Origin of the sequence: Xanthomonas maliensis, from assembly GCF_009192945.1 — a bacterium.
GTDB lineage: Bacteria > Pseudomonadota > Gammaproteobacteria > Xanthomonadales > Xanthomonadaceae > Xanthomonas > Xanthomonas maliensis.
Genome location: NZ_NSET01000032.1, coordinates 22,945 through 46,812, shown reverse-complemented (window position 1 = coordinate 46,812; position 23,868 = coordinate 22,945). Strand labels below are relative to the sequence as shown.

Sequence of the window (23,868 nt, the reverse complement as noted above, 5' to 3'; positions counted from 1 at the left end):
GATTATTGCCGCAAGCTTGGCACTGCCGGCGTGGGAACTGGCCGCGTGGCGGCCGGTACCGACGGTGCGATCGGTGGCTGGGCGCGCAGGTAGTCGCGCACCAGCGCATCCAGTGCCGCCTCCGGCGCACCATCGCTGAGTTGCTGGTCGCGGAGATAGGAATAGCGGGGCGCGGTGACCCGCTGCGCATCGGCCGCATCGCGGATGATGGTCGGGCGAATGAACACCATCAGGTTGGTCTTGTCGCGGTTGCGCGACTTGTGGCGGAACAGCGCACCCAGGCCCGGCACGTCGCCCAGCAGCGGCACCTTCTCCACCGTCTGTCGTTCGTTCTGGTCGAGCAGTCCACCCAACGCAACGATCGCGCCGTTCTCTACCACCACCCGCGTTTCGATCTGGCGCTTGTTGAACACCAGCTCGGACGACTGCGCGCTGACCGGCCCGGCGATCGCCGACACCTCTTGCTTGATCGACAAGGTGATGCCGCCGGCGGTGTTGATCTGCGGTCGCACCTCCAGTTCCACACCGACGTCCTGCCGCTGGATGGTGCGGAACGGGTTGTCGTTGGCCGCGCCCAGCACCTCGCCGGTGGTGATCGGCACTTCCTGCCCGACCAGGATGCGCGCCTGCTCGTTGTCCAGCGTCATGATCGAGGGCGTGGACAGCAGGTTGGAACCGGTATCGCGCTTGACCGCGTCGATGATCATGCCGAACACGGTGTCGTTGCTCTGCCCGGCCAGACCGATCAAGCCGCCGCTGAGCCCCAACAGCGATTGCGCGGCAGCGTTGCGTGCCTGCTCCAGCACCGAGTCATCGTCGCTGTCGCCGCTGCGGGTTCCGGCCGCGGCGGCGGCCAGCGGCACGATGCCGGGTTGCGCGCCGGCGTACTGGGTGGCTAGCAGCGGCACGGTGCCGTTACGGCCGGCCACCAGCAGCTGCACGCCCAGCCGCTTGGCCGCGGTATCGGAGATCTCCACGACGATCGCTTCGACCAGGACCTGTTCGCGGTGCACGTCCAACTGCCGGATCACGTCCATCAACGCGCGTTGGGTCTCTGGATCGGCATTGATGATCAGCGCATTGGAACCGGGGTAGCGCACGATCACCGGGCGTTTGCCGCCCGCCGGCGCGATCACCTGGGCCGGCGCCGCACCTGCCGCCGCATTGGCCACGTCCAGTGCCGGACTGCGCGTGTCCTGGCTTGCGCTGCCGTCGCCGGCCGGGGTCTGCCCCACCAGTTGCTGCAGCACCGGCAACAGCTGCTCGGCGCTGGCGTGTTGCAGGCGGACGACGCTGACATCGCCACGGCGTTCGGCGCGTCCATCCAGATCGAGCGCGGTGCGCACGACCCGCTGCACCAATGCCGGGTCGCCACGTACGATCAACGAATTGCTGCTGTCCACCGGCAACACCGACAGCACGCTGCTGCGTTCGCCGCCCTGGCCGAACAGGCTCAGCAGCGTGCGGGCCAGCTCGGTGGCCGAACTATTGCGCAAGCTCACCGTATCGATCGCCGCGCGGTCGGCATCGATCTGCGCCACCAGCCCGCGAATGCGTCGCAGATTGTCGGCGTAATCGGCCAGCAGCAGGCTATTGCCCTGCGGCATCGCCATGATCACGCCGCCGCGGCCGACCAGCGGCTTGAGAATCTCCGCGGCGCTGCGCGCGTCCACACGCTGCAGCGCGAACACCTGGGTGGCAAAACCGAGGGTGCCATTGCCGGCGCTGCCCGGCTGCTGGGCGGCGGTATCGTCGGGCACGATGCGGTAGGTGGATGGCCCGCTGGACACTGCGATCAAACCATTGGCCCGCAACACCGCCAGCAACATGCCGAGCAGGTCCGCCTCGGACATCGCCTGCGCGCGCGCGACGTTGACCGCCCCCTGCACCCGCGCATCGACGATGAAGGTGATGCCGGTGGCACGCGAGACATCCTGGATGAAGGCACGCAGATCCACGTCCTGCAGACGCACGGCAGGCGCATCGGCCGCATGTAGCGCGCCGCTCGGCAGCATTGGCAGGGCGAGCAACAGGGTGGCCGGAAGCAACCAGAGAGCACGAGCAGCAGTCATTGCGGGCGCTTCAAGGTCAAGGTGTGGGTCTGGCCATCGCGGCGGTAGGTCAGCGTGGCGGTGTGGCCCTCGCGCAGCTCGTCCTGCAGCTCGGGGAGCTGGGCCACATCGAGGGCGCGCCCATTGACCTGGGTCAATACATCGCCGGGCATCAGGCCGGCTTGGCGCAGCAAGGCACCATCGCCGCGTGCCACCACCGTCAATCCGGCACCGTCGGGACTGGTACGCAGGCCAGTGGTGCTCAGCAGTTGCTGTGGATCGACCGCTGCCGCAGCAGGTGCGCTTGCCGGCACTGCCACGTTCGCTATCGCCGCAGCGCTAGCAGCCGGTATCGACGGCGACGCCGCAACCTGAGTCCCGCCGACTGCGCTGGCCGGCGCCGCCAACCCGACGCGCTGCAGCCCAGCGCCGACGCGCAGCAGCACATGGTCGGCTGCGATGGCATGCACGCGCACGCCATCGCCGACCACATCGCCGCGACGATAGGCGCCCTGCGGCTGACCATCACGACTCAGATAGGCTGCCGGCTGCGTCCCCAGCCGCACGCCGTGCAACACGATGCTGGCGGCCAGATCGCGATCGACGGCGCGGCCGTTGCGGAAGAACACATCGTGCTGCAACGCCGGCGCGACCGCCTTGCCTTGCGGCGGCAGCGCGCCCAGCGGTTCCAGCGGCGTCAGCAGCAACCACAGCAGGCGCATGCCCTGCAGCGTCAACAGTGCGAGCAAGCCAGCCAGCAGTACGCGTCGTAACCACAGCGCGGACCACCAAGTGCCAACGTGGAGCGAGGCAGGGAACACGGGACATCCGTCTCGGAATTGCGAACGGATGACAGAATGCGGCCGATATATGTCAGCTGTGAGAAATAATGACATGCAAGGACACATCGCGTCCTCCCGCCAAAACGCAAAACGCCCGCCAGGCAAGCCGCGGCGGGCGTTTGCGAACGCACGGAACCGGCAATGGCTTAGAAGCGTGCAGTCACACTGATGTCATAACTGATGCCGGGCTGATACGTGTACAGGTCCACCCGCTGCCCGTTGCGGGACTGGTATTCCTGGTAGCGGGTCTTGAGCAGGTTGCGTGCTGCAAAGTTCAAGGACAGCGTATTGCCCGACCAGTTCAAGCCTTTCTTGACCACCAGATCCAGCGAGGTCCCGGGCTTGTCGATGTAGTCCGGCTGCCCGGGGCGACCACGCGCGGAGATCCGCTCGCCGACGTAGTTGGCGATCAGCGTTGCCTGACTGTTGGTGCTCTCGCTTTCCAGCCCAACTTGCAGGTTGGCGATATCGTCGGACTGTCCCTGCAGCGCACTGCCGTCACGAATGAACAGCGTCGCCTGGACCGGCGCACTGAACCCATACGGCTGGACGGTATCGCCGTCGCTGGCGCTGACCTTGGACGTGGCACGGGTGTAGTTGCCGGACACGAACAGGCGATGATCGCCCCACCAGTCGGCAGTGACCGGCAGATCCAGATACTTCTTTGCTTCCAGCTCGACGCCGTACAGCGCCGCCTTGGGGGCATTGATGTAGCTCTGCACGATCCCGCCACCGGGCGCGTCGTTGACGATGGCCTCGATCGGCTTGTCGATCTCCTTGTAGAACGCACCGACCGTCACGTATTGACCCGGCTCGAAGAACCACTCGTAGCGCGCATCCAGGTTGATCAGCTCGCTATCGACCAGGAACGGGTTACCGAAGAACTGCCGATCGATATCCGGATCCAGATACTGCTGCGGCGCCATCTCGCGGAACTGCGGGCGAGCAATGGTCTTGGAGGCACCAAAACGCAGTTGCTGGTTATCGGCAAAATTCCAGGTCACCGTTGCCGATGGCAACGCATAGCGGTTCTGCAACGGCGCCACGCCCGACTGGCGGGTGCCAGTGAAGATGTCGTAGGGATGGACCGCCTGGGTCGCATCCTCATAGCGCACGCCGACGGTGGCACGTACGGTCGGCACCACCTCGGCCTCGGCCTGCAGATAGGCGGCCTTGACCTTCAACGTGGCCTCGTAGGCAGCGGCACCGAAGCTGCCGGTGGTTTCGCGCAAACGCAGCAGATCGTTGCTGAGGTTGTAGTCCGACAGCAGGTAGTCCACGCGCTGGTACTGGTTGGAGAACGGCAGCGGATTGTCCAGCGCCAGGAAGCGGAATTCGCGATTCCAGGCCTTGCGGTCGTTGTCCAGGTAGGACAGACCGCCCTTGAGGGTGAGGTCGTGTTCGATCGGCAGCCGCCAGCTCACATCCACACCGCCACTGGCGACCCGATCGTCGACCTTGCTGAAGCGCGTGTAGTTCTGCACCCGCGAGGCATCGTGCGCCCAGTAGCCATTGAGCAATTCGTAGCGGATGCCGGTTTCGTAAGGCACATCGCGGCTGGCATTGGCCACCGCCCCACGCCAGCTGATCTTCAGATCGTCGTATTCGCCGAAGGCATGGCTGCCGCGCAACTGATGGTTGATCAGCTGACGCTCGTACCACTCGGTATTGTCATCGCGCACATCGAAGCCGGCGAGCTCGTCGCGACCAGCGCGACTACGGGCCACCTTGAGGGCGTCGTGCACGTACAGTGTGGTCCAGCCCAGGGTGTGCCGGCCGTACTCCCAGCCCAGACCGACCATGCCATTGGTGCGCACGTTGTTGCGGGTGGTTGCGAAGTCGTAATCCGAGTTGAACTCCACCCCCTCGCTGGTAAAGATGCCGTCCTGCTGCTTGCCGGTTCGGGTGCGCCATTCGTTGTCGTAACTGGCCACCGCCAGGATACCGAGCTTGGCCTCGCCCACGTCCAGGGTGTAGCCGGCGCTGGCGCCGACGTTGACGTCCGGATCGATGCTGTCCTTTTCCTGCAACAGGTACAGGTTGGCGTTGTTCATGCTGCGACCGATCTGGCGCAGGTCCTCGCGCGAGAAGCCGCCCAGGTCGACCCGGCGACCGCTGGCGATCGCCTGTCGCAACGCCGCCGGCTGCTTGCGCGCGCCATCGTCGTAGCCCCACTCGTCGTCGCCGGAGCCGTAGTAGGTCAGGCCCTTCTCGCCGGTACTGACGCTGTTGCCGCCGCCACCGACCGTGAGCGACAGGAAGGGCGCGTCCGGCACCGTCATCGACTGCAGGTCGATCACGCCGCCGCCGAACTCGCCGGGATAGTCGGCCGAATAGGTCTTCTGCACGGTGACGCTGGCCAGCACATCGCTGGGGAACAGATCCAGCGGCACAACACGCTGCAGAGGCTCGGGACTGGGCAATGGCGAGCCATTGAACAGCGCCGAGGAATAGCGCTCGCCAAGGCCGCGCACGTAAACGTATTTGCCGCGCGACAGGCTCAGGCCGGTGACGCGGGTCAGTGCGACTGCGGCACTGCTGTCGCCGGTGCGCTCCATGTCCTCGCGGGTGACGAAGGATGCCACCTCGGAGGTCTGCAGCATCGGTTCTGGAATGTAGTCGCCGCGTACCACGACCTGGTCGAGCTGCTTGGGCGTTCCAGTGGTGCGGGCACCGGCGTCGGCCGTCGTGGATTGCGCCAACGCCGAACCGGAGGCAAGCAAGGTGGAAATGGAAAGAAACAAACCCGTCCGCGATAGACGGGCAGCAGAGGAAATTCGCATCGTGGGGAACCCTGGCGACTGAAGAATGGCGGCCGGAAACATCGCGGGACGGCAGCACCGTCCCGCGATGGCCTGGCTTAGCAGGGACGGTCGGCGGTCAGGCCGCAGGTCCACCCCTGCCACCAGGTGTCGTTGGCATCGCGCACGCCACCGATGTAGTTCACCTGCTGGAAGAAGCTGCTGACCGAACTCAGGCCCTGGAATGCCGGCACGGCCGATTCGTTGGCGCCATTGACGAAGGTGTTCTGCAGCGTGGAGACGCCGTTGGCGACGTTGTTGGTCCCCGCTGCGAACTGGCTGGCGGCACGCGGATCGCTACCGAAGGGCGTCGGGCAGGCGAAGAAGATCGACTGGAAGGTGCCGGCGGTGTCGGTGTCGGCCATGTTCAAGCACACCAGGCCATCGCCGGTGCCGCCGGCGGGGCGGGTGAAGACCGAGTTGTAGAACGCGGCCTGCGTGCCCTGGTTGAGCATGATGGCCGCACCGCTGCGTGCGTTGCCGACGAAGGTGAAGTTGGCCAATTTCGGACGCGAGTACGGCTGGCGACGCAGGCTGCTCCACTCGTTCATGCGATCGCCGCCACCGGCGCGCTGCACCACGATGCCGAACTGCAAGGCGCCGCTCCAGCCAGCGTCGGTGTCCAACGAATCGTCGTCGGCACCGGTGATCACCAGATGGCTGCCGTTGATCGTGCCGCCGAACCATTCGATACCGTCATCGGAGCTGTTGTGGATCTGCACGTAGTCCAGCTTGGTACCGCTGCCCGCACCGGCCAGGGTGATGCCCTGCAACTCGTTGTTGGGCGAGATCTCGAAGCCGGAGTACATCACGCGCAGATAGCGCATCGAGCCGCTGTTGTCGGTGGCGCTATTGCCGCCATAGAACGCGTTGGTGCCTTCCACCTGCGCCTGGCATTGCGGCGTGCCGGACACCGTGGAGCCCGGGCAGTTGTTGATCGGCGCACGGCCCAACACCACGATGCCGCCCCACAAACCGATGGTGTTGGCATTGACCTGCCCTTCCAGCGCCTGCCGTGCGGTGAACACGATCGGCGCGCTGGCGCTGCCTTCGGCGAACAATTGCGAGCCCCGATTGACCACCAGGTAATCGTTGCCTGAGGAACCGAACAAGGTCACGCCGGGTTCGATGGTGAGAATGCCCTGGCTGCTGCCAGCGACCGGCGCGCTGGCGTCACCGCCGCGGTCGACGCCGATATTGACGCGGCCGCTGATCGAATAGGCGGTGCCGGCACGGGCGGGCACGACCAGATTGCCATTGATGGTGTCCGGCAGTTGGCAGGCGCGCAGCGTGTTGTTGGCGATGGTGCCGATGTTGGAGAAGCCGCTCGGGCAGTCGGCCGCCGGGCCGCTCGGTGACGGCGACGGCGACGGCGTGGGCGCTGGCGTCGGTGCCGGGGTGGGTGCGGCCGACGGCGGGAACGCTCCCTCTCCTGGCGAGGCGACACGATCGGCGCCACCGCCGCAACCGGTCAGCGCCAGCGCGGCGCCGAAGGTCATCAGAAGGGTTTTACTGCTGTTGCGGACGGACATGCGGCTGATCTCCAGTTTCAAGAGTTTGGAATGAAGAGGAGTCGTCAAGAATGGTTGCGTTCCGCTCACTGCAGTGGCGAGCACGTTCAAGATCCCCGTCACTTTTATAACGGCCGTCTGTTGCATTTGTCTTACCTGACACGTATCGACATATTGCTGCCACACTTCGGTCCGCATTGTGTCGGGATGACAATCGACGACATCCCTGCCCCGCTCGCCGACTGGATCCTTGCGCAAGCGCTCGCCGGCAACGCGCCCGAACACGCGTTGCAACCACTGCTGTCGCAGGGATGGAGCGAGCAGGACGCCATCGACGCCGTGGAGACGCTGGTGCGACGGCACCTGCAAACACATGCCCACGCCAACGGGTTGCCGGTGCCGGTCCGCGTTCCTGCACCGCTGTCGGCCGATGCGGCCTCCGTGCTGGAACTGGGCGATCGCCAGGTGCAGGTGTTGGTCAGCCTGATGCTGCCGCGCGTGGTGGTACTGGGTGGCTTTCTCAGCGATGCCGAGTGCGATGCACTGATCGACTGCGCACGACCGCAGCTGTCGCGCTCGCGAACGGTCGACACCCGCGACGGCGGTCAGATCGTGCACGCCGCGCGCACCAGCCAGAGCATGTGCCTGCAAGTGGGGCAGACCGCGCTATGCGAGCGGATCGAGGCACGGATCGCGCGGCTGCTGGACTGGCCGGTAGAGCACGGCGAAGGGCTGCAGGTGCTGCGCTACGCCACTGGTGCCGAGTATCGACCGCACTACGATTATTTCGACCCTGATGCCCCCGGCACACCACCACTGCTACGCGCCGGCGGGCAGCGCGTGGCCTCGTTGGTGATGTACCTCAACACGCCCGAACGCGGCGGCGCCACCCGCTTCCCGGATGTCCACCTGGATGTCGCCGCAATCAAGGGCAATGCCGTGTTCTTCAGCTACGACCGCCCGCACCCGATGACCCGCAGCCTGCATGCCGGCGCGCCGGTGCTCGCTGGAGAGAAATGGGTGGCCACCAAGTGGCTGCGCGAACGCGCGGCGCGTTTGCCCGACTAGGTGTGACGCCACGTAGCAGCGGACAACGACTGTTGCCGACTGCTGACGCGAATGAACCGGGTCACAGGCATCAGCAGTCAGATGGCGACGTCTGAAGCGTTCGACCCATGTCACGCTCGACGCGGTTTGTGACCTGCGTGATCGCTGTGCAGGCCTCGAAATCGCTTCGACGGTTCCACCGGTTGCGTTGCGGCGATTGGTTAGCGCCCCTTCAATTTATGTTATAACATGTCATACATGACACAAACCTCCACACCTTCCCGAAGGGCTTCGTCCGTTTCATGAAGATCCGCACTCTGGTGGCAGCGGTCGCCGCGCTGTTGCTTGCGACTGAATCCCGCGCGCAGTCGTCCGATTCGGCACTCACACTGGGCAAGGTCAACGCCCATCAACACCGCGAAGGCCAGCTCACGGCCCATCAGGTGTTGACCTCGGTGGACGTCCTCGGCGCCGACCAGATCGAGGACAAGAACGTGTCCTATAGCTGGGAATTGCTCGGGCAGATGCCGGGTATCCAGTTGACCGAAACCCGCCAGGGTGCCGAATCCGGCAAGGTCAGCTTCCGCGCCTTCAACGGCGAGGGCTATCTCAATGCGATCAAGACCTTGATCGACGGTATTCCCAGCAACGTCAACAGCGGCAATCAGCGCTTCATCGACATGCTGTTTCCGCTGGAGATCAGTTACATCGAGGTGGTGCGTGGCACCAACGATCCGCGCTATGGGCTGCACAATATCGGCGGCAACATCAACTTCGGCACCCGCCAGGGCGGCAACGACACCGATGCACGGCTTGCCTACGGCAGCTATGCCACACGCGATGCGCAGGTCGCCGTGGGACGCGAACGCGACGGGTTTGCGCACAACTATTTCATCGGCGCGCAGGCATCGGATGGCTATCGCGCGCACGATCGTTCCAGCAAGTATGTGCTGGGCGGCAAATGGTTCTACGGCAGTCTCGACGACGGCATGCGCATCGGCCTGACGGCACGCGCCTATCGCAACCAGGCCGATGAACCCGGCTTCATGACCGCCGCAGAGCTGCGAGCCGGCCGTCGCGGCTCAGACCGCCGCAATCGCAACGATGGCGACGACCGCGATATGCAGCAGTTTGGCCTGCACCTGGACCTGATGCTGACCGATACGCTGTTCCTGGGCAGCAAGCTTTACTACAACCGCTACCAGGACGACCGCCGAGTGACCTTCAGCGACCTTCCCACCGGCAATGCGCCGCGCCAGCGTCGGCGTTGGGACGAGTCGCAGGTCGGCATGCTCAACACCCTCACTTGGCGGGCAAACGACCTGATCACGTTGGAAGGCGGCATCAACTACGAACATCAAGACAATGCGTACCGGCGCGAACGCTTCAGCTACGCCGAGCCTACCGACTTCGCCGCAGCGCCCGCACGCATCCAGAACGACGATCGCTACACTTTCGACAATTGGGGCGCTTACGTCCAGGCCATCTACCAACCGGTCGAGACCTTGAAGCTGGTCCCGGCCTACCGCGTGGACCGCTTCGATGGCGACACCCAACTGCCAGGCGCGGTGCGCGCGCCGTTGCAGCGCTACGGCAGCATCGGGCAACCCAAACTGAGCGTGGTCTATGCGTTGACTCCCACCACCAATCTCTACGCCAACTGGGGCCGGACCTTCCAGGTGCTGACGGGCTCCACCGCCCCGGCCTATCTCACCCCGGGGCAAGCCGGCATCCGCCCCTCCACCAACACTGGCGTCGAGCTGGGCATGAAATTCAGTCCATTCCCCGCCAGCCAGGCGCGCATCGCCGTCTGGCAACAGGATGCGGAAAACGAAATCTCCAACATGCCGGCGACCGGCACCACCGTCACCCTGGGCATGACCCGTCGCCGCGGCGTGGATGCGCAAATCAACGCGCAGCTGGGCGATCGTTGGACCCTGTGGGCATCGCATGCCTATCAGGAAGCCAAGATCACGCGCGACGATCGCGCTGCCGCGCTCACGCTGCAAGGCAACGAAGTCATCGCCACGCCACGCCATATCAGCAACATCGGCGTGGACTACCGCGCGACCGAGGCGTTGCAACTCGGCCTGCAAGGGCGCGCCCAAGGCGATTACTATCTCGAAGAGCGCAACGAGGCAGGCAAGTACGGCGGCTTTGCGACGCTGGACCTCAACGCGCGCTACACGATCAACCCGACCTGGAGCGTGGATGTGCAGGTCCGCAACGCCACCGGGCGCGCGTATGCCTACGTGTGGTACGACAGTTTCTTCTGGGCACAGGCGCAGCCGATGTTTTCGCCCGCGGCCGGACGGCAGCTCTATCTTGGGCTGAACATCAAACTATGACGGCGGCAGCGCGGGGCCCGGCTCACGCCTGCGGCCAGGCGCCTTGCTTGCCGAGCGCGCGCTCGCGCAGCGTCAACGCGGCGCAAACAGACGTCGGTCGATCCGCAGCATCACCCAACGCAGCGGCGTCCGCGCCAGGCACAAGCCGGCCAGAATGCCCAAGGTATCGGCCAGCGCATCGTACGGATCGGCACTGCGATTGGTGGTCAGCGTACCCTGCGCGATTTCGATCCCGATTCCCAGCAGCACCAGACCGAATGCTGCCAGCAGCAGCGCGCGTCGGGTGGCGAACAATTGCACCGCTCCCCAGCACAACAAGGCAAAGGTGATGAAGTGCTCCGCCTTGTCGCTGTTGGACGGCAACTCCGGAAACTCCGGTGGCGGGCCCATGCACACCGCGACTACCACGAGATTGGCCAGGATCCACAGCCCCACCCACACCCGCGGCCGCTGAAACGGCCGTAGCGCCCCGGTCACAGCCGCCACGTCAGGTCGCCGGCCAGGAACGCTGCGGAGAAGTCGACGTCACGCGCGAATCCCATCACCTGGAAACGCTCGCCCATCTCGCTGGGCAGAGTCAGCCGCTTGACCTGCTCGCGCAGCCGCAGACGCCCGACCTCATCGGCGCGCGCATCGGCCTGTGCCAGCAACGTGTCCAGGCCATTACCGAGCAGGAAACTGGACTGGGTGCAATAACCGGCCAGTTCGAAGCCGGCGCCGGTGCCCGCCTCGGCCAGCGCGGTGAAGTCCACCGAGGCGGTCAGATCCTGCAAACCCGGCCATCGATACAGATCGGTGTGCATGCGATGGCGATAGAACGCACGCAGCGTGCCGTCCTCGCGTTGCGCGTGATAGAACTCCCCGCGCGGGTACCCGTAATCCACGAATAGCATCGCGCCACGCTTGAGTCCGCCAGCCACCGCCTGGATCCAATACGGCAGTTGCGGCAACAGCTCGGAGCGGTAGCCATCGGCGAAGGGCTGCTTCAAATAGCGCTCCAGATGACGCACCGCCGCGCCCAGCAAGGCGTCGGCCGGCTGCTCGCCGCGCGCGAAGCGCTGCTGGTCGTCCAGCACCACCGTTTCCTCGTAGACCTGGCCATCGCGCAATGCAAAGCGTGGCGTGGGCAGTGCGTCGATCACTTCGTTGGCGAACAGCACGCCGTCCCAGTCGTCGGGGAACGGGCCGTCCAGCCACTCGACCAGATCGAAGACCGGCGGGATCAGCGTGCGTCCCAGCCGCTCGCGCTGACGCTCGCGCAGGTCCGCGCTGGGCTCCAGGATGGCGTAGCGCTCGGGCAGCGCGTCCAGCTCCAGCAAGCGCTTCAAGGTGACCTCGGCGAACGCGCCGCTGCCGCCGCCGACCTCCAGCACGCGCGCGGCCGGGCCCAGCTGTTGCAATACCGGCGCCAGCGCGCCGGAGACGGTGGCGGCGAACAACGGACCGAGCTCGGGCGCGGTGACGAAATCGCCGGCAGCGCCGAACTTGCTCGCACCGGCGCTGTAATAGCCCAGCCCCGGCGCGTACAGCGCCAGCTCCATGAAGCGCGAGAACGGAATGGCGCCACCGGCGGCGGCGATCTCGGCACGCAGGTGCGCGGCCAACTGGTCGCTATGGGCCAACGCGTCCTGATCGGGAGCGGGAAGATCGGCGTGCATGCAGATACCGGTTGCAGGGACAATGCACAGGATAGCCGAGCCTTCCGCCACACCGAGCCACGACGCCATGACAGACAATTCCAAGGTGGTGCTGATCACCGGCGCGGCGCGCCGCATCGGCGCGCAGATCGCCACCACCCTGCACACGGCCGGTTATCGCGTGGCGCTGCACGCGCACCGTTCCGGTCAGACGCTGGCAGCGCAGGTCGATGCACTCTGCGCACGTCGCGCCGGCAGCGCGCTGGCATTGCAGGCCGATCTGCGCGATGCCGATGCACCGGCCCACCTGGTCGCCGCCTGCGTGGGAGCCTTCGGCCGCCTCGATGGTCTGGTCAACAACGCCTCGGCGTTCTATCCCACGCCGCTGGAAAACGCGACCGTGGCACAGTGGGACGAACTGTTCGCGGTCAATGCGCGTGCGCCGTTCTTCCTTGCGCAGGCGGCCGCGCCGCATCTGCGCGCCAGCGGCGGCGCGATCGTCAATCTCACCGATCTGCACGCCGATCTGCCGATGCGCCAGCATCCGCTGTACGGTGCGTCCAAGAGCGCGTTGGAGATGCTCACCCGCAGCCTGGCGTTGGAACTGGCACCGGCGGTGCGCGTCAACGCGATCGCCCCCGGCGCCATCCTGTGGCCGGAGGACGGCAAGGCCGACGCGGCCAAGCAGGCCTTGCTCGCACGCACGCCACTGGGGCGGCTGGGGACGCCGGAAGAAATCGCCGAGGCGGTGCGCTGGTTGCTGGACACCGCCAGCTTCGTCACCGGCCATACCTTGCGGGTGGACGGCGGGCGCCTGCTCAGCTGAGCGCGGCCGCCGGGTCCAGCGCGACCTGCTCGAACGCCGTGCCGTACTGCGGATGTTGCTGCCACAAGGCCGCCAGCGTGCGGCCGCTGAGCGGGTCGACGAAGGCGGGAGCGATGTCGGCCAGCGGCTTCAGGACGAACGCATGCTTGAGCTCCGGGCGCGGGATGCGCAGATGCCCAGGACCTTCGACGATGCGATCGCCGAAGAACACCACATCCACGTCCAGCGTCCGATCGCTGTAGCGCGGTCCGCTGCGGTCACGTCCGTGGCGATCCTCCAGCGCGTGCAACCACTGGTCCAGCGGCTGCAATTCCAGCTCGGTGTCCAGCGCGACCGCATTGTTGACGAAGTCCGGGCCATCGAAGCCCACCGCAGGGGTGCGATACGCCGGCGAGATCACGATGGGGCCGAAACGCGCACGCAGCGCCTCCACGGCCAGACGCAGGTAGTGGGTGGGCTGCACATTGCTGCCCAGGCTGAGGAGCACGGTGGTCATGCGATATTCGCGCATGCGACCGGCGTCAGCGTCAACCATGCCGGCGCGGCGACAGAACCTGCCGCCGGCTCAGACCGCCTCGAGCGCGTGCGCCACCGCGCGGAACACCCGGCGCATCTCCAGCGGTTTGCGCAGCACATGCACGGGGATGTCGTGCGGAAAATACGCACGTCGCAGTGGCGTGCCGACATCTTCCAGCACGATCGCTGGCCCCTGATAGCCGAGCTCCTGCATGCTCAGCAACACGCTCACGGCCGACAGCAGGATGATCTCGCTGTCGATGATCACCAGATCCGGCATGGCGTGTTGCTGCACGATCTGCAGCGCCGCCGCGCCGTCGGTCGCCAACTGCGGCTGGTAGCCCTGGCTGGAGAGCGCATTGCCCAGCAGCGACAGCCGCGTGGCCTCGCCGTCCACCAGCAGGATGCGCTGGCCGTGGCCGAGTGCCGGCGGCAGTTCGGCCTCGCTGGCGGCACTGACCGGCGCACGCATGGGCACGATCATGTCGAAGCGGGTGCCCTCGCCCAGCTGGCTATCGACCTGGATGCTGCCGCCGTAGCTCTCGACGATGCGCTTGCAGGAGATCAAGCCCAGCCCGGTGCCGTCGACCTTGGTGGTGAAGAAGGGGCTGAACAGACGCGCACGGGTGTCGTCGCCCATGCCCACGCCGGTATCGGCAACGCTCATGCGCACGCAACGCTCGTCGTGCCGGTCGGCCGACAGCGTCAGCGTCCCGCCGTCGGGCATCGCCTGGATGGCGTTCAAGCCCAGATTGAGCAAGCACTGCTGCAGTTCGGTGTAATTGGCCTCGATGGTCAGGTCCGAGGCGAGCAGATCCATCTGCAGGCGCACGCCATCGGGCAAGCTGCTCCTGAGCAGCATCTGCACGGCCTGGAACAGATTGGCGATGGAGACCTGTTCGCGCGGCTTGTTGGAGCCGCGCACGAACGACAGCATGGACTCGGCCATTTCATGGCCACGGCGACCGCATTCGGCCACTACGTTGGCGAGCTGGCGCAGTTGCGGATCGTCGCTGCGACCGGCCAGCAGATCGGGCACGATCAGCAACGGCTGCAGGATGTTGCGCAGATCGTGACTCAGGCCGGCTGCGAGCATCGCCAGGCTTTCCAGCCGCTGCGCGCGCATCAGCTCGTTCTCCACACGCTGGCGTTCGATCTCCGCACGCGCCTCGCGGATCGCGCGCAGCACCGCACTCGGCAGGCGAGTGGGCGTGTGCTTGATGATGTAGTCGTTGGCGCCGTCCTGCAGCGCCTTGACCGCGGTCTCCTCACCCATGGTGCCGGAGACGAAGATGAACGGAGTGGCGCCGCGCTGACGCACCATGCGCAGCGCCTGGTAGCCGGAAAAACCCGGCATGCTCAGGTCCGACAGCACGATATCCGGCTGGAACTGCTCCAGCACGGCCTGTAGCGATGCTTCGTTGTCGACCCGCTCGAACAGCGCATCGATCCCGGCATCCAGCAACTGGTCCGACAATAGCTCGGCGTCTTCTGGTGAATCCTCCACCAGAAGTATCTTCAATTGCTCAAGCTTTGCCCCCTCTTGCGGCATGGCGTCAGTCCACTCCCGGGGCCTGGTTGATCAGCGCCCAGAAGGTGCCGAGGGTCTTGACCGCATTGAAGAACTGATCGACGTCCACCGGCTTGACGACGTAGGCGTTGACGCCCAGGTCCCAGGAACGCGCCAGGTCGCTCTCTTCGCGCGAGGACGACAGAATCACCACCGGCAGGCGCTTGAGGCTCTCCTCGCTGCGGATCTGCTTGAGCACCTCCAGGCCATCCAGCCGCGGCATCTTGATGTCCAGCAGCAGCACCGCCGGCAGCCCTTCCTCGCGGTCGGCGAAGGCGCCTCGGCGCAGCAGATAGTCCATCGTCTCCACGCCGTCTTCGACGTGCACGATGGGATTGGCCAGGCGGGCCTCGCGCAGCGCGTCGGCGGCCATTTCCGCGTCGGCCAGGCTATCTTCTGCCAGAAGAATGGTGCGGATGGAGGTCATGCGAAGGACTCTTGGTTGGGCGCGTCTGGCGCAGGGGGAAGAATGAAGTAGAAGCTGGCGCCTTCGTCGACGACGCCTTCGGCCCAGACCGTGCCGCCATGGCGCGCCAGCACGCGGCGCACGCTGGCCAGGCCGATACCGGTGCCGGCATATTCGCTGGCCTTGTGCAGCCGCTGGAACACCCCGAACAGCTTGGCGCTGTATTCCATGTCGAAGCCGGCGCCGTTGTCGCGCACGCTGAACTGGTGGCCGCCGTCGGGCAGCAGTTGATAGCCGACCTCGATCCGCGCGATCTCGCGCCTGGCGCTGTACTTGACGGCGTTGCCCAGCAGGTTCATCCACAGCTGGCGCATCATGTTCTCATCGGCCACCAGCACCGGCAGTGGCGCGATGTGCCACTCCACCCGGTGGCCGGTGTTCTCGCTCTTCAGATTGGCATCGAGGATGGCGCGCGTCTCGGCCACCAGCGACTGCATGTCCACCGCCTGCAGACGCAGAGCACCTCGGCCCAGGCGCGAATACACCAGCAAATCGTCGATCAGCGAGGCCATCCGCCGCGCCGAGCTGCTGATGACTTCCATGTAGTGGCGCGATTTTTCGTCGGCGGCATCGCCCAGGTGGCGCGCGAGCTTGTCGGAAAAACCGGCCACGTGGCGCAACGGCGCGCGCAGGTCGTGCGAGACCGAATAACTGAACGCCTCCAGTTCGCGGTTGACTTCCGAAACCTGCTCGACCTTGCCGGCCATCTGCCGATTGAGTTCCTGGATCCGCTGCTGGGTGGCCTTTTGCAGACTGATGTCGCTGACCGTCATCAGCACCAGTTCTTCGTCGTCGGTATCGGGTAGCGGCATGCGGCGGGCGTTGATCAGCATGGTGCGCAACACGCCATCGGCACCGCGTTGCTCGTGCTCGAAATCCCATAGCTCGCGATCGCGCAGCAGCACGTCGGCCAGGCGCTGATGCATCAGCGTGTCGCGCCACACGCCATCGCCGACGTCATCCAGCGGCATCAATTCATTGCCGCGCGCCTCCAGGCCGTACAACTCGGCAAAGGCAGGGTTATGCAACACGATGCGCTGCTTGGCATCGAGCAGCACGATCGGATCGCGCACGGTCTGCAGCACCGAGGACGCGCGCCCGCTCGCACGCAGGTATTCCTGCTCGGCCGCCAGGCGGCGGCGGATCTGCCGCTGCAACAACCAGATCACCGTCGCCAGCAGCAACACCTGCACCGCCAGCGTGCCCCAGCTGAGCGCCGCGTAATAGCGACGGTCGCGCTCGGCGCGCGCGTTGCGGACCGTCAGCAGGCGGCTCTCGGTACTCTGCAATTCGTCGATCAGCGCGCGGATCGGGTTGCTGACCGTCATCTCGTCGATCAACGCACGGATCTGCTCGGGGCCGCGCGCCTGCGCGATGCGTTCGGCCAGCAACAGCCGCCGCTCGATGGTGCTCTGGATGCGCCCCAGGCGCAGCTGCTGCTCGGGGTTGTCCTTGGTCAGCTCGACCAACTCGCGTACCGCATCGGTCGCCTGCTTGCGGCCCTCGCGCATGCGGTCGAGCAGGATCGGACTCTCCACCCCGTGCGAGCGCATCAAGGCCGCCGATTCGGCGCCACGCATCGACGCCTCCATCCGTTGGGCGGCTTCCTGCACCTGCTGGCTATGGGCGACCCATACGGCTGCCCGATTGGCCTCGCGGGCGATCTGCTGCAGCAACAGCGCCGGCACCACCACGATCAGGCAGACAGCGGCCGCCAGGATTGGCAGGCGCCAGCGATCCCATACGTCTTCTCGGATCGGTGTTTGCATTGCTGGGTCGGTATCCGCTCGCTGCAGTTGCGCCTGGACAGGTCCGCATTGTCCCCGATTGGACCTGTCGTCGAATAAACCATTCAGCCGAGGATACGCCGATCCTAGACATAGCTGAATAGGGCCGATCATACGTCTGCGCACCGTGAAAAGTGCGCGAGCATCAGCAGATCGTCACCCCTTCTGGACACAAAAAAGGCGCACTCCGTGGAGTGCGCCTTGCGCTCGGGGCCGCCGCCTCGCCTCGGCGGCCCCGGCATTCACCAGAACGCTTAGTTCTTGGCGGTCGCGCTGACCTTCAAATTGGTCGCCTTGACACTCTTGACGCCTTCGATGCCCTTGGCAACGGCGATGGCCTTGTCGTGCTCGGCCTTGGTGGCCACCATGCCGCTCAGGGTGACCACGCCATTGACGGTTTCGACCTTGATGTCGGTCCCGGACACGTTGTCGGTGGCCAGCAGGTCGGCCTTGACCTTGGTGGTGATCCAGCTATCGGTGACCGGCTTCTTGGAATCCATCTTGCTGTGGTCCATGGCGCCGGCGGTGTGGTCCTTGTGCTCCTGGGCAAAGGCCTGCGATGCGCCTAGCGTCACGCCCAACGCAAGCGACAGGGCCAGCAGCGGACGTGCATGCAACATCTTCTTCATGACAAACCTCCCGTGGAATGTGGGTCCAGTCTGCCGCCGCGCCCCGTCGCGTGGATGTGACCGCCGAATGCAGAGGTCGTGAACCCGCCCCGCCACCGGTAGGTGCAATACCATGGCCCGATTCCCCATCATTGCGATGAACCGTTTTCAATGCCTAAACCGTTCAATCTGGCCGTGGTCGGCTATGGCTATGTCGGCCGCACTTTCCACGCGCCGCTGATCGCCAATACCCCCGGCCTGCGCCTGCATGGCGTGGTGAGCTCCCGACCACAGCAGACGCAGGCCGATGCTCCCGAGGCACGGGTGTGGCCGACACTGGAGGCCGCACTGGCCGATCCGACGCTGGACGCCGTGGTGATCGCCACGCCCAACCACACCCACGCGACCTTGGCGCAGCAAGCGCTGGCAGCCGGCAAGCACGTGCTGGTGGACAAGCCGTTCGCGCTGAACCTGGCGCAGGCGCAGGCCATGATCGCAGCTGGCCAACGCGCTGGCCGGATCATCAGTGTGTTTCAGAACCGGCGCTGGGATGCCGACTTCCTGACCGTGCGCCGCCTGATCGAAGACGGCCAGCTCGGCGAAGTGGTGGAATTCCATTCGCATTTCGACCGCTACCGGCCGCAGGTACGCGAGCGCTGGCGCGAGAGCGACGCGCCCGGCGCCGGGCTGTGGTACGACCTGGGCCCGCATCTGCTGGACCAGGCGTTGCAGCTGTTCGGCCGACCGCAAGCCATCGCCGCCGACCTGCAACGGCAACGCGACCAAGCGCGCAGCGACGACTACTTCCACGTCGCCCTGCACTACCCGCGGCTGCGCGTGATCCTGCATGCCGGCTCGCTGGTCGCCGACAGCCGCCTGCGCTTTGCCGTGCACGGAACGCGCGGCAGTTATCTCAAGCATGGGCTGGATATCCAGGAGGACCAGTTGCGCGGCGGGCGCCGTCCCGGCACCGCCGGCTGGGGCGTGGACCCGAAGCCGGGAACGCTGACCCGGGTCGACGCCGAGGGGCACGTGCAAACCCATCAACCGGACATGACGCCCGGCGACTACCGACAGGCCTATCTCGCCTTCCGCGACGCGTTGGCCGGGCACGGGCCGGCGCCGGTCAGCGGCGCGGACGCGCTGGCGCTGATGGAACTGCTGGAGCTGGCCCAGCGCAGCGCCGCCGACGGCCAGCTGCAATGGCTGCCGCCAACACCCGATTTCGCGGCACCGCCGGCGGCCTAAACGTCGCCACTGCCGATCTCTCGGCGCGGCGACGATCGGCCCATTACGGCGCGCCAGCCTGGGCGTCGGCACCGCCGCCCAGCACCTGATACAGCGTGACCCGATTGCTGGCGTCCTGCAGGCGCAGGGCGATCAGCGCCTGTTGCGCGGCATAGAGCGAGCGCTGCGCATCCAGGACCGGCAGATGACCGTCCAGGCCGGAGCGGTAACGCGCCTCGGCCAGGGTGTAGCTGCGCTGGCTGGCGTCCACCACCGCCTGTTGCGCGTGCAGCTGCGCCTCCAGATGGTCGCGCACGGCCAGCGCATCGGCCACTTCGGCGAAGGCCGACTGGATCGCTTTCTCGTACTGGGCCACGGCGATGTCCTTGCCGATCTTGGACACATCCAGCGAGGCCCGCAGCGCGCCGGAATGGAAGATAGGCGCAGTGATGCTGGGCACGAACGACCAGGTCCGGCTGCCGGCCGAGAACAACGTGGACAAGGCATCGCTGCTACGCCCGGTCGTCGCGGTCAGGCTCACGCTGGGAAAGAACGCGGCGCGCGCCGCACCAATATCGGCATTGGCCGCTTGCAGGCTGTGCTCGGCGGCCAGCACGTCCGGGCGCTGCAGCAGCACGCTCGAGGACAGCGGCGTCGGCAGCGGCGCCAACGCCACGCTGTGATCGATGGCCTGCGCGGCCGGCAGCAGGTCGCTGCCCACCGGCGCACCGACCAACAGCTGCAGCGCATCGCGTGCCAACGCCAATTGTGTCGCCGCGCTGGCCACGCTGGCGCGTGCGGTCTCCACGCTGGTCTGCTGCTGCGCCAGATCCAGTCCCGAGGCAGTGCCCACGGTGTGCCGGCGCTCGACCAATTGCAGACTCTGCGTCTGGCTATCCAGCGTCTCCTGCGCCAGCGTGAGCTGTTCCTGATTGGACGCGACCGTCAGCCAAGCACCGGCGACCTGAGCGACCAGGCTCAGCCGCACACTGCGCTGGTTTTCTGCGCTGGACAGCCAGTTCTGCAGCGCTTCCTGCTTGAGGCTGCGCAGCTGTCCGAATAGATCCAGCTGCCAACTGCTGAGCCCGACCTGCCAACTATCGCTGGTGCTGACCCGCGACACGCCGTCGTCGTCGCTGGCAGCACTGTTGCGGCCGCGGCTCATGCTGGCGTTGGCATCGAGCATCGGCAATTGCGCGGCACGCTGGATACGGTACTGCGCACGCGCCTTGTCGATCGACAGCATCGCCACCCGCAGGTCGCGATTGTTCTGCAATGCCAGCGCGATGGTCTGGCGCAGCCGCGGATCCAGGAACACCTGCTGCCAGTCCGGCATCGCCAGCGTATCGGTGACGGCACCCGCGGCCGGCGCAGCATCGACCGCAGCCAGCGCGCTCGGCACTGGCGCGGCCGGGCGCACATAGGTCGGTGCCAGCGTGCAGCCGGCCAACGTCAGCAGCGTCGCTGCTGCCACGCTCACACGGATAGCGGCGCTCATGGGCTCACCTCCGCCGTGGGCGCGCTGCGATCGGGAAACAGCCGGCGCACGATCACATAGAACAACGGCACGAAGAACAGCCCCAGGGTGATCGATGCCAAGGTCCCGCCGGTGACGCCGGTCCCCAGCGAGTGACGCGCGGCCGAACCGGCACCATGACTGACGACCAGCGGCAACACGCCGAGCAGGAAGGCCAGCGACGTCATCAGGATCGGGCGTAGACGCATCTGCACCGCATGCAAGGTGGCGGCCAGCAGGGCTTCGCCGTGGCGCTCCAGTTCACGGGCGAACTCGACGATCAGGATGGCGTTCTTGGCGGCCAGGCCCACCGTGGTCAACAGACCGACCTGGAAGTAGACATCGTTCTGCAGTCCGCGCAGCGTCATCAGCAAGACCGCGCCGAACACGCCCACCGGCACCGCCAGCATCACCGCGAACGGAATCGACCAGCTCTCGTACAGCGCCACCAGGCACAGGAACACGAACAGCAACGAGATCGCATACAAGGCCGGCGCCTGATTGGCCGACAGCTTTTCCTGGTAGGCCATGTCCGACCACGCGTAGCCGAACCCATGGGGCAGTTGCTTGCTCAGTTCGGCCATCTCGTCCATGGCCGCACCCGAGCTGACGCCGGGCGCTGCCTGTCCGGTGAGCTCCATCGCCGCCACGCCGTTATAGCGTTCCAATGCAGCGGGCGCGCTGGTCCAGCGCGAGCGGGTGAACGCGGACATCGGCACCATGTCGCCGCCGGTATTGCGCACCGTCCAGCGGTCCATGTCCTGCGGGGTCATGCGCGCATCGGCGTCGCCCTGCACAAAGACCTTCTTGATGCGCCCCTTGTAGATGAAGTTGTTGACGAAATCGCCGCCGAGCGCGCTATTGAGCGTGGCATTGATGTCACCCGGATCCACCCCCAACGCCTGCGCCTTGTCGTCGTCGATCTTGACTGCGTAGACCGGCGCGTCTTCGAGGCTGGCATAGCGCACGTCCCTCAACTTGGGATCGTGCTTGGCCAGCTTGAGCAGCTTGTCGCGCGCGGCCACCAGCGCCGTATGCCCCACGCCTTCGTAGTCCATCAACTCGAACGTGAACCCGGCGGCATCGCCCAAGCCGCTAATGGCCGGCGGCGAGGTCACGAACAGATCCGCATCCGGGACGTCGGCCAGGGCCTTGTTGAGGTGCTCGGCGATGGTGGCTGCATCGTCCTCGCGATCATCCCAGTCCTTGAGCCGGATAAAGGCCATGCCCACGTTCTGACCAGCGCCGGTGACGCTGAAGCCGGCCGATGCCAGCACCGAGCGCACGCCGGATTCCTTCAGCGCGGCAGCGGTCAGGCGGTCGGTCACACCCAGGGTCTGCTCCAGCGTGGAGCCGGCCGGCAGCTTGACCAGCACGTTGAGCATGCCCTCGTCCTCGTCGGGCAGGAAGGCGCCGGGCAGGCGCCACAGCAGCACGCCGGTGACCACGATCAGCACCGCATAGGCCACCAGACCGAGCGCGCGGCGTCCCAACATCCGCTCCACCAGCGTGCGATAGCGGTCGGACAGATGGCGGAAGCGGGTGTTGAACCAGATGAAGAACCAGCCCAGGCGACCGTGCGAACCGATCGGCGCCTCGCCTTTGTGGAGCGGCTTGAGGATGGTCACGCACAGCGCCGGAGTCAGCGTCATCGCCACCAGCACCGACAGGATCATCGAGGCGGCGATGGTGATCGAGAACTGCCGGTAGATCACACCGGTGACGCCGTTGAAGAACGCCATCGGCACGAACACCGCGGTCAACACCAGCACGATGCCGACCAGTGCGCCGCTGATCTGCTGCATCGAGCGCAGCGTGGCCTCCTTCGGCGGCAGGCCTTCCTGGCCCATCACCCGCTCCACGTTCTCCACCACCACGATGGCATCGTCCACCAGCAGACCGATCGCCAGCACCATCGCGAACATGGTCAGGGTGTTGATCGAGTAGCCGAAAGCCGCAAGCACGCCGAAGGTGCCCATCAGCACCACCGGCACGGCAATGGTCGGGATCAGCGTGGCCCGCCAGTTCTGGAGGAACAGGTACATCACCGCCACCACCAGCAGCACCGCCTCGATCAGCGTGATCACCACCTCCTTGATCGAGGTGGTCACGAACGGCGTGGTGCTGAAGGCGATGTGGTAGTTGAACCCGTGCGGCCAGTATTGCTTGAGTTCCTGCAGCCGCCGGTCGATCGCCTTGGAGGTCTCCACCGCGTTGGCGTCGGCGTTGAGTTCGATACCCAGCGACGCCGAGGGCTTGCCGTTGAAGCGGGTGATGCTGTCGTAGGTCTCCGGGCCCAGGCCGATCCTGGCCACGTCGGACAGATGCACCGCCGCTCCGCCGGTATCGCTCTTGAGCACGATCGCACCGAACTGCGCCGGGGTCTGCAGGCGGCTGCGGGTGGTCACCGTTGCATCCAGACGCTGCCCGCGCAGCGCCGGTTGACCGCCGATCTCGCCGGCCGACACATCGGTATTCTGCGCCTGCAGCGCGTTCTCCACGTCCGAAGGCATCAGCGCGTACTTGCGCAGCTTCTCCGGGTCCAACCAGATCCGCATGGCGTACTCCGAGCCCAGCGGCTGGATGTTGCCCACGCCGCTGACGCGGCTGATCTGGTCGTCGATGTTGGATTCCATGTAGTTGGCGACATCGAAGTTGTCCATGCTGCCGTCGTCGGAGGTGAACGCCACCACCTCGAACAGCGAGCCGCTGGACTTGGTGATGATCAGGCCGTTCTGCTGCACCGCCTGCGGCAACACCGACATCACCGACTGCAACTGGTTCTGCACCTGCACCTGCGCGGTGTCGGCATTGGTCCCGGTCTCGAACACCAGGTTCACCTGCGCGGTGCCGTCCGATGCGCTGGTGGAGGTCATGTACAGCAGGTGATCCAGACTCTGCTGCGACTGCTCGATCAGCTGGGTGACGGTGTTCTCCACCGTCTGCGCCGAGGCGCCGGTATAGGTGGCGCGCACGGTGATGGTGGGCGGCGCCATGTGCGGATAGCGCTCGATCGGCAGCCCATGGATGGCCAGCATGCCGACCAGGACGATGACGATGGCCATGACCCAGGCCACCACCGGGTGGTTGACGAAGAAACGCGACATGGCGGTCT

At 66.0% G+C, this 23,868-nt stretch carries 17 protein-coding genes; 4 read left to right on the top strand and 13 right to left on the bottom strand.

Features of this window, described 5'->3' with window-relative positions:
- Positions 1 to 2: 2 nt before the first annotated feature.
- The 4 genes from gspD to CKY51_RS10530 all read right to left on the bottom strand — a co-directional run bounded on the left by gspD (position 3) and on the right by CKY51_RS10530 (position 7,226).
- Positions 3 to 2,072, bottom strand: coding sequence for a type II secretion system secretin GspD (gene gspD, locus CKY51_RS10545; protein WP_031339206.1), 2,070 nt, complete (start codon positions 2,070 to 2,072; stop codon positions 3 to 5).
- Entirely contained in the window at positions 2,069 to 2,872 is an 804-nt protein-coding gene (locus tag CKY51_RS10540) for a PDZ domain-containing protein (protein WP_022971658.1), read from the bottom strand. Before CKY51_RS10540 ends, gspD begins: the two co-directional genes overlap by 4 nt.
- Before the next feature lie 167 nt (positions 2,873 to 3,039).
- Positions 3,040 to 5,676, bottom strand: a complete 2,637-nt coding sequence (locus CKY51_RS10535; RefSeq protein WP_152249193.1) for a TonB-dependent receptor domain-containing protein — start codon at positions 5,674 to 5,676, stop codon at positions 3,040 to 3,042.
- A gap of 77 nt (positions 5,677 to 5,753) precedes the next feature.
- Positions 5,754 to 7,226: a hypothetical protein gene (locus CKY51_RS10530; RefSeq protein WP_031339213.1), complete on the bottom strand. Its 1,473-nt coding sequence runs from the start codon at positions 7,224 to 7,226 to the stop codon at positions 5,754 to 5,756.
- Positions 7,227 to 7,412: 186 nt separating this feature from the next.
- On the opposite strand from CKY51_RS10530, the gene CKY51_RS10525 reads away from it, so the two are divergent.
- On the top strand, positions 7,413 to 8,273 hold the full coding sequence (locus tag CKY51_RS10525; RefSeq protein ID WP_022971661.1) for a 2OG-Fe(II) oxygenase: 861 nt from the start codon (positions 7,413 to 7,415) through the stop codon (positions 8,271 to 8,273).
- A gap of 281 nt (positions 8,274 to 8,554) precedes the next feature.
- Positions 8,555 to 10,600, top strand: coding sequence for a TonB-dependent receptor (locus CKY51_RS10520; protein WP_152249191.1), 2,046 nt, complete (start codon positions 8,555 to 8,557; stop codon positions 10,598 to 10,600).
- A 72-nt stretch (positions 10,601 to 10,672) separates the two neighbouring features.
- Here CKY51_RS10520 and CKY51_RS10515 read toward each other — a convergent pair whose 3' ends face one another.
- A complete protein-coding gene (locus tag CKY51_RS10515; protein WP_022971663.1) occupies positions 10,673 to 11,086 on the bottom strand; it encodes a VanZ family protein in 414 nt (137 codons plus the stop codon).
- Complete coding sequence (locus tag CKY51_RS10510) at positions 11,074 to 12,327, bottom strand: class I SAM-dependent methyltransferase (protein WP_031339221.1); 1,254 nt, start codon at positions 12,325 to 12,327, stop codon at positions 11,074 to 11,076. The genes CKY51_RS10515 and CKY51_RS10510 overlap by 13 nt, the downstream gene beginning before the upstream one ends.
- Between CKY51_RS10510 and CKY51_RS10505 the strand changes: the two genes are divergently transcribed.
- Positions 12,326 to 13,063, top strand: coding sequence for a pteridine reductase (locus tag CKY51_RS10505; protein ID WP_022971665.1), 738 nt, complete (start codon positions 12,326 to 12,328; stop codon positions 13,061 to 13,063). The two genes, CKY51_RS10510 and CKY51_RS10505, sit on opposite strands and share 2 nt — an antisense overlap.
- Here CKY51_RS10505 and folK read toward each other — a convergent pair.
- The 5 genes from folK to CKY51_RS10480 all read right to left on the bottom strand — a co-directional run bounded on the left by folK (position 13,056) and on the right by CKY51_RS10480 (position 18,031).
- Entirely contained in the window at positions 13,056 to 13,559 is a 504-nt protein-coding gene (gene folK / locus CKY51_RS10500) for a 2-amino-4-hydroxy-6-hydroxymethyldihydropteridine diphosphokinase (RefSeq protein WP_031339223.1), read from the bottom strand. The two genes, CKY51_RS10505 and folK, sit on opposite strands and share 8 nt — an antisense overlap.
- A gap of 69 nt (positions 13,560 to 13,628) precedes the next feature.
- A complete protein-coding gene (locus tag CKY51_RS10495) occupies positions 13,629 to 15,131 on the bottom strand; it encodes an ATP-binding response regulator (RefSeq protein WP_152249190.1) in 1,503 nt (500 codons plus the stop codon).
- Positions 15,132 to 15,135: 4 nt separating this feature from the next.
- Positions 15,136 to 15,576 (bottom strand): response regulator, encoded by a 441-nt coding sequence (locus CKY51_RS10490; protein WP_022971668.1) that lies wholly within the window; start codon positions 15,574 to 15,576, stop codon positions 15,136 to 15,138.
- Positions 15,573 to 17,384 carry a sensor histidine kinase gene (locus CKY51_RS10485; RefSeq protein ID WP_022971669.1) on the bottom strand — a complete coding sequence of 604 codons (1,812 nt, stop codon included), beginning with the start codon at positions 17,382 to 17,384 and terminating at the stop codon, positions 15,573 to 15,575. Before CKY51_RS10485 ends, CKY51_RS10490 begins: the two co-directional genes overlap by 4 nt.
- Before the next feature lie 272 nt (positions 17,385 to 17,656).
- Positions 17,657 to 18,031 carry a BON domain-containing protein gene (locus tag CKY51_RS10480; protein ID WP_031339228.1) on the bottom strand — a complete coding sequence of 125 codons (375 nt, stop codon included), beginning with the start codon at positions 18,029 to 18,031 and terminating at the stop codon, positions 17,657 to 17,659.
- Positions 18,032 to 18,181: 150 nt separating this feature from the next.
- Between CKY51_RS10480 and CKY51_RS10475 the strand changes: the two genes are divergently transcribed.
- The gene (locus CKY51_RS10475) at positions 18,182 to 19,258 is read left to right on the top strand and encodes an oxidoreductase (RefSeq protein ID WP_022971670.1); all 1,077 of its coding nucleotides are present in this window, start codon (positions 18,182 to 18,184) and stop codon (positions 19,256 to 19,258) included.
- 43 nt (positions 19,259 to 19,301) lie between these two features.
- Here CKY51_RS10475 and CKY51_RS10470 read toward each other — a convergent pair whose 3' ends face one another.
- Together CKY51_RS10470 and CKY51_RS10465 are read right to left on the bottom strand one after the other, a co-directional pair.
- Complete coding sequence (locus tag CKY51_RS10470) at positions 19,302 to 20,735, bottom strand: efflux transporter outer membrane subunit (RefSeq protein WP_022971671.1); 1,434 nt, start codon at positions 20,733 to 20,735, stop codon at positions 19,302 to 19,304.
- Positions 20,732 to 23,860, bottom strand: coding sequence for an efflux RND transporter permease subunit (locus CKY51_RS10465; protein ID WP_022971672.1), 3,129 nt, complete (start codon positions 23,858 to 23,860; stop codon positions 20,732 to 20,734). Before CKY51_RS10465 ends, CKY51_RS10470 begins: the two co-directional genes overlap by 4 nt.
- Positions 23,861 to 23,868: the final 8 nt, after the last annotated feature.

Excerpts from the sequence above, each read along its gene's own strand:
- gspD (WP_031339206.1), bottom strand. The coding sequence starts at position 2,072 with ATGACTGCTGCTCGTGCTCTCTGGTTGCTTCCGGCCACCCTGTTGCTC.
- CKY51_RS10535 (WP_152249193.1), bottom strand. The coding sequence starts at position 5,676 with ATGCGAATTTCCTCTGCTGCCCGTCTATCGCGGACGGGTTTGTTTCTT.
- CKY51_RS10530 (WP_031339213.1), bottom strand. The coding sequence starts at position 7,226 with ATGTCCGTCCGCAACAGCAGTAAAACCCTTCTGATGACCTTCGGCGCC.
- CKY51_RS10525 (WP_022971661.1), top strand. The coding sequence starts at position 7,413 with ATGACAATCGACGACATCCCTGCCCCGCTCGCCGACTGGATCCTTGCG.
- CKY51_RS10520 (WP_152249191.1), top strand. The coding sequence starts at position 8,555 with ATGAAGATCCGCACTCTGGTGGCAGCGGTCGCCGCGCTGTTGCTTGCG.
- CKY51_RS10505 (WP_022971665.1), top strand. The coding sequence starts at position 12,326 with ATGACAGACAATTCCAAGGTGGTGCTGATCACCGGCGCGGCGCGCCGC.
- CKY51_RS10510 (WP_031339221.1), bottom strand. The coding sequence starts at position 12,327 with ATGGCGTCGTGGCTCGGTGTGGCGGAAGGCTCGGCTATCCTGTGCATT.
- folK (WP_031339223.1), bottom strand. The coding sequence starts at position 13,559 with ATGACCACCGTGCTCCTCAGCCTGGGCAGCAATGTGCAGCCCACCCAC.
- CKY51_RS10495 (WP_152249190.1), bottom strand. The coding sequence starts at position 15,131 with ATGCCGCAAGAGGGGGCAAAGCTTGAGCAATTGAAGATACTTCTGGTG.
- CKY51_RS10490 (WP_022971668.1), bottom strand. The coding sequence starts at position 15,576 with ATGACCTCCATCCGCACCATTCTTCTGGCAGAAGATAGCCTGGCCGAC.
- CKY51_RS10485 (WP_022971669.1), bottom strand. The coding sequence starts at position 17,384 with ATGCAAACACCGATCCGAGAAGACGTATGGGATCGCTGGCGCCTGCCA.
- CKY51_RS10480 (WP_031339228.1), bottom strand. The coding sequence starts at position 18,031 with ATGAAGAAGATGTTGCATGCACGTCCGCTGCTGGCCCTGTCGCTTGCG.
- CKY51_RS10475 (WP_022971670.1), top strand. The coding sequence starts at position 18,182 with ATGCCTAAACCGTTCAATCTGGCCGTGGTCGGCTATGGCTATGTCGGC.
- CKY51_RS10470 (WP_022971671.1), bottom strand. The coding sequence starts at position 20,735 with ATGAGCGCCGCTATCCGTGTGAGCGTGGCAGCAGCGACGCTGCTGACG.
- CKY51_RS10465 (WP_022971672.1), bottom strand. The coding sequence starts at position 23,860 with ATGTCGCGTTTCTTCGTCAACCACCCGGTGGTGGCCTGGGTCATGGCC.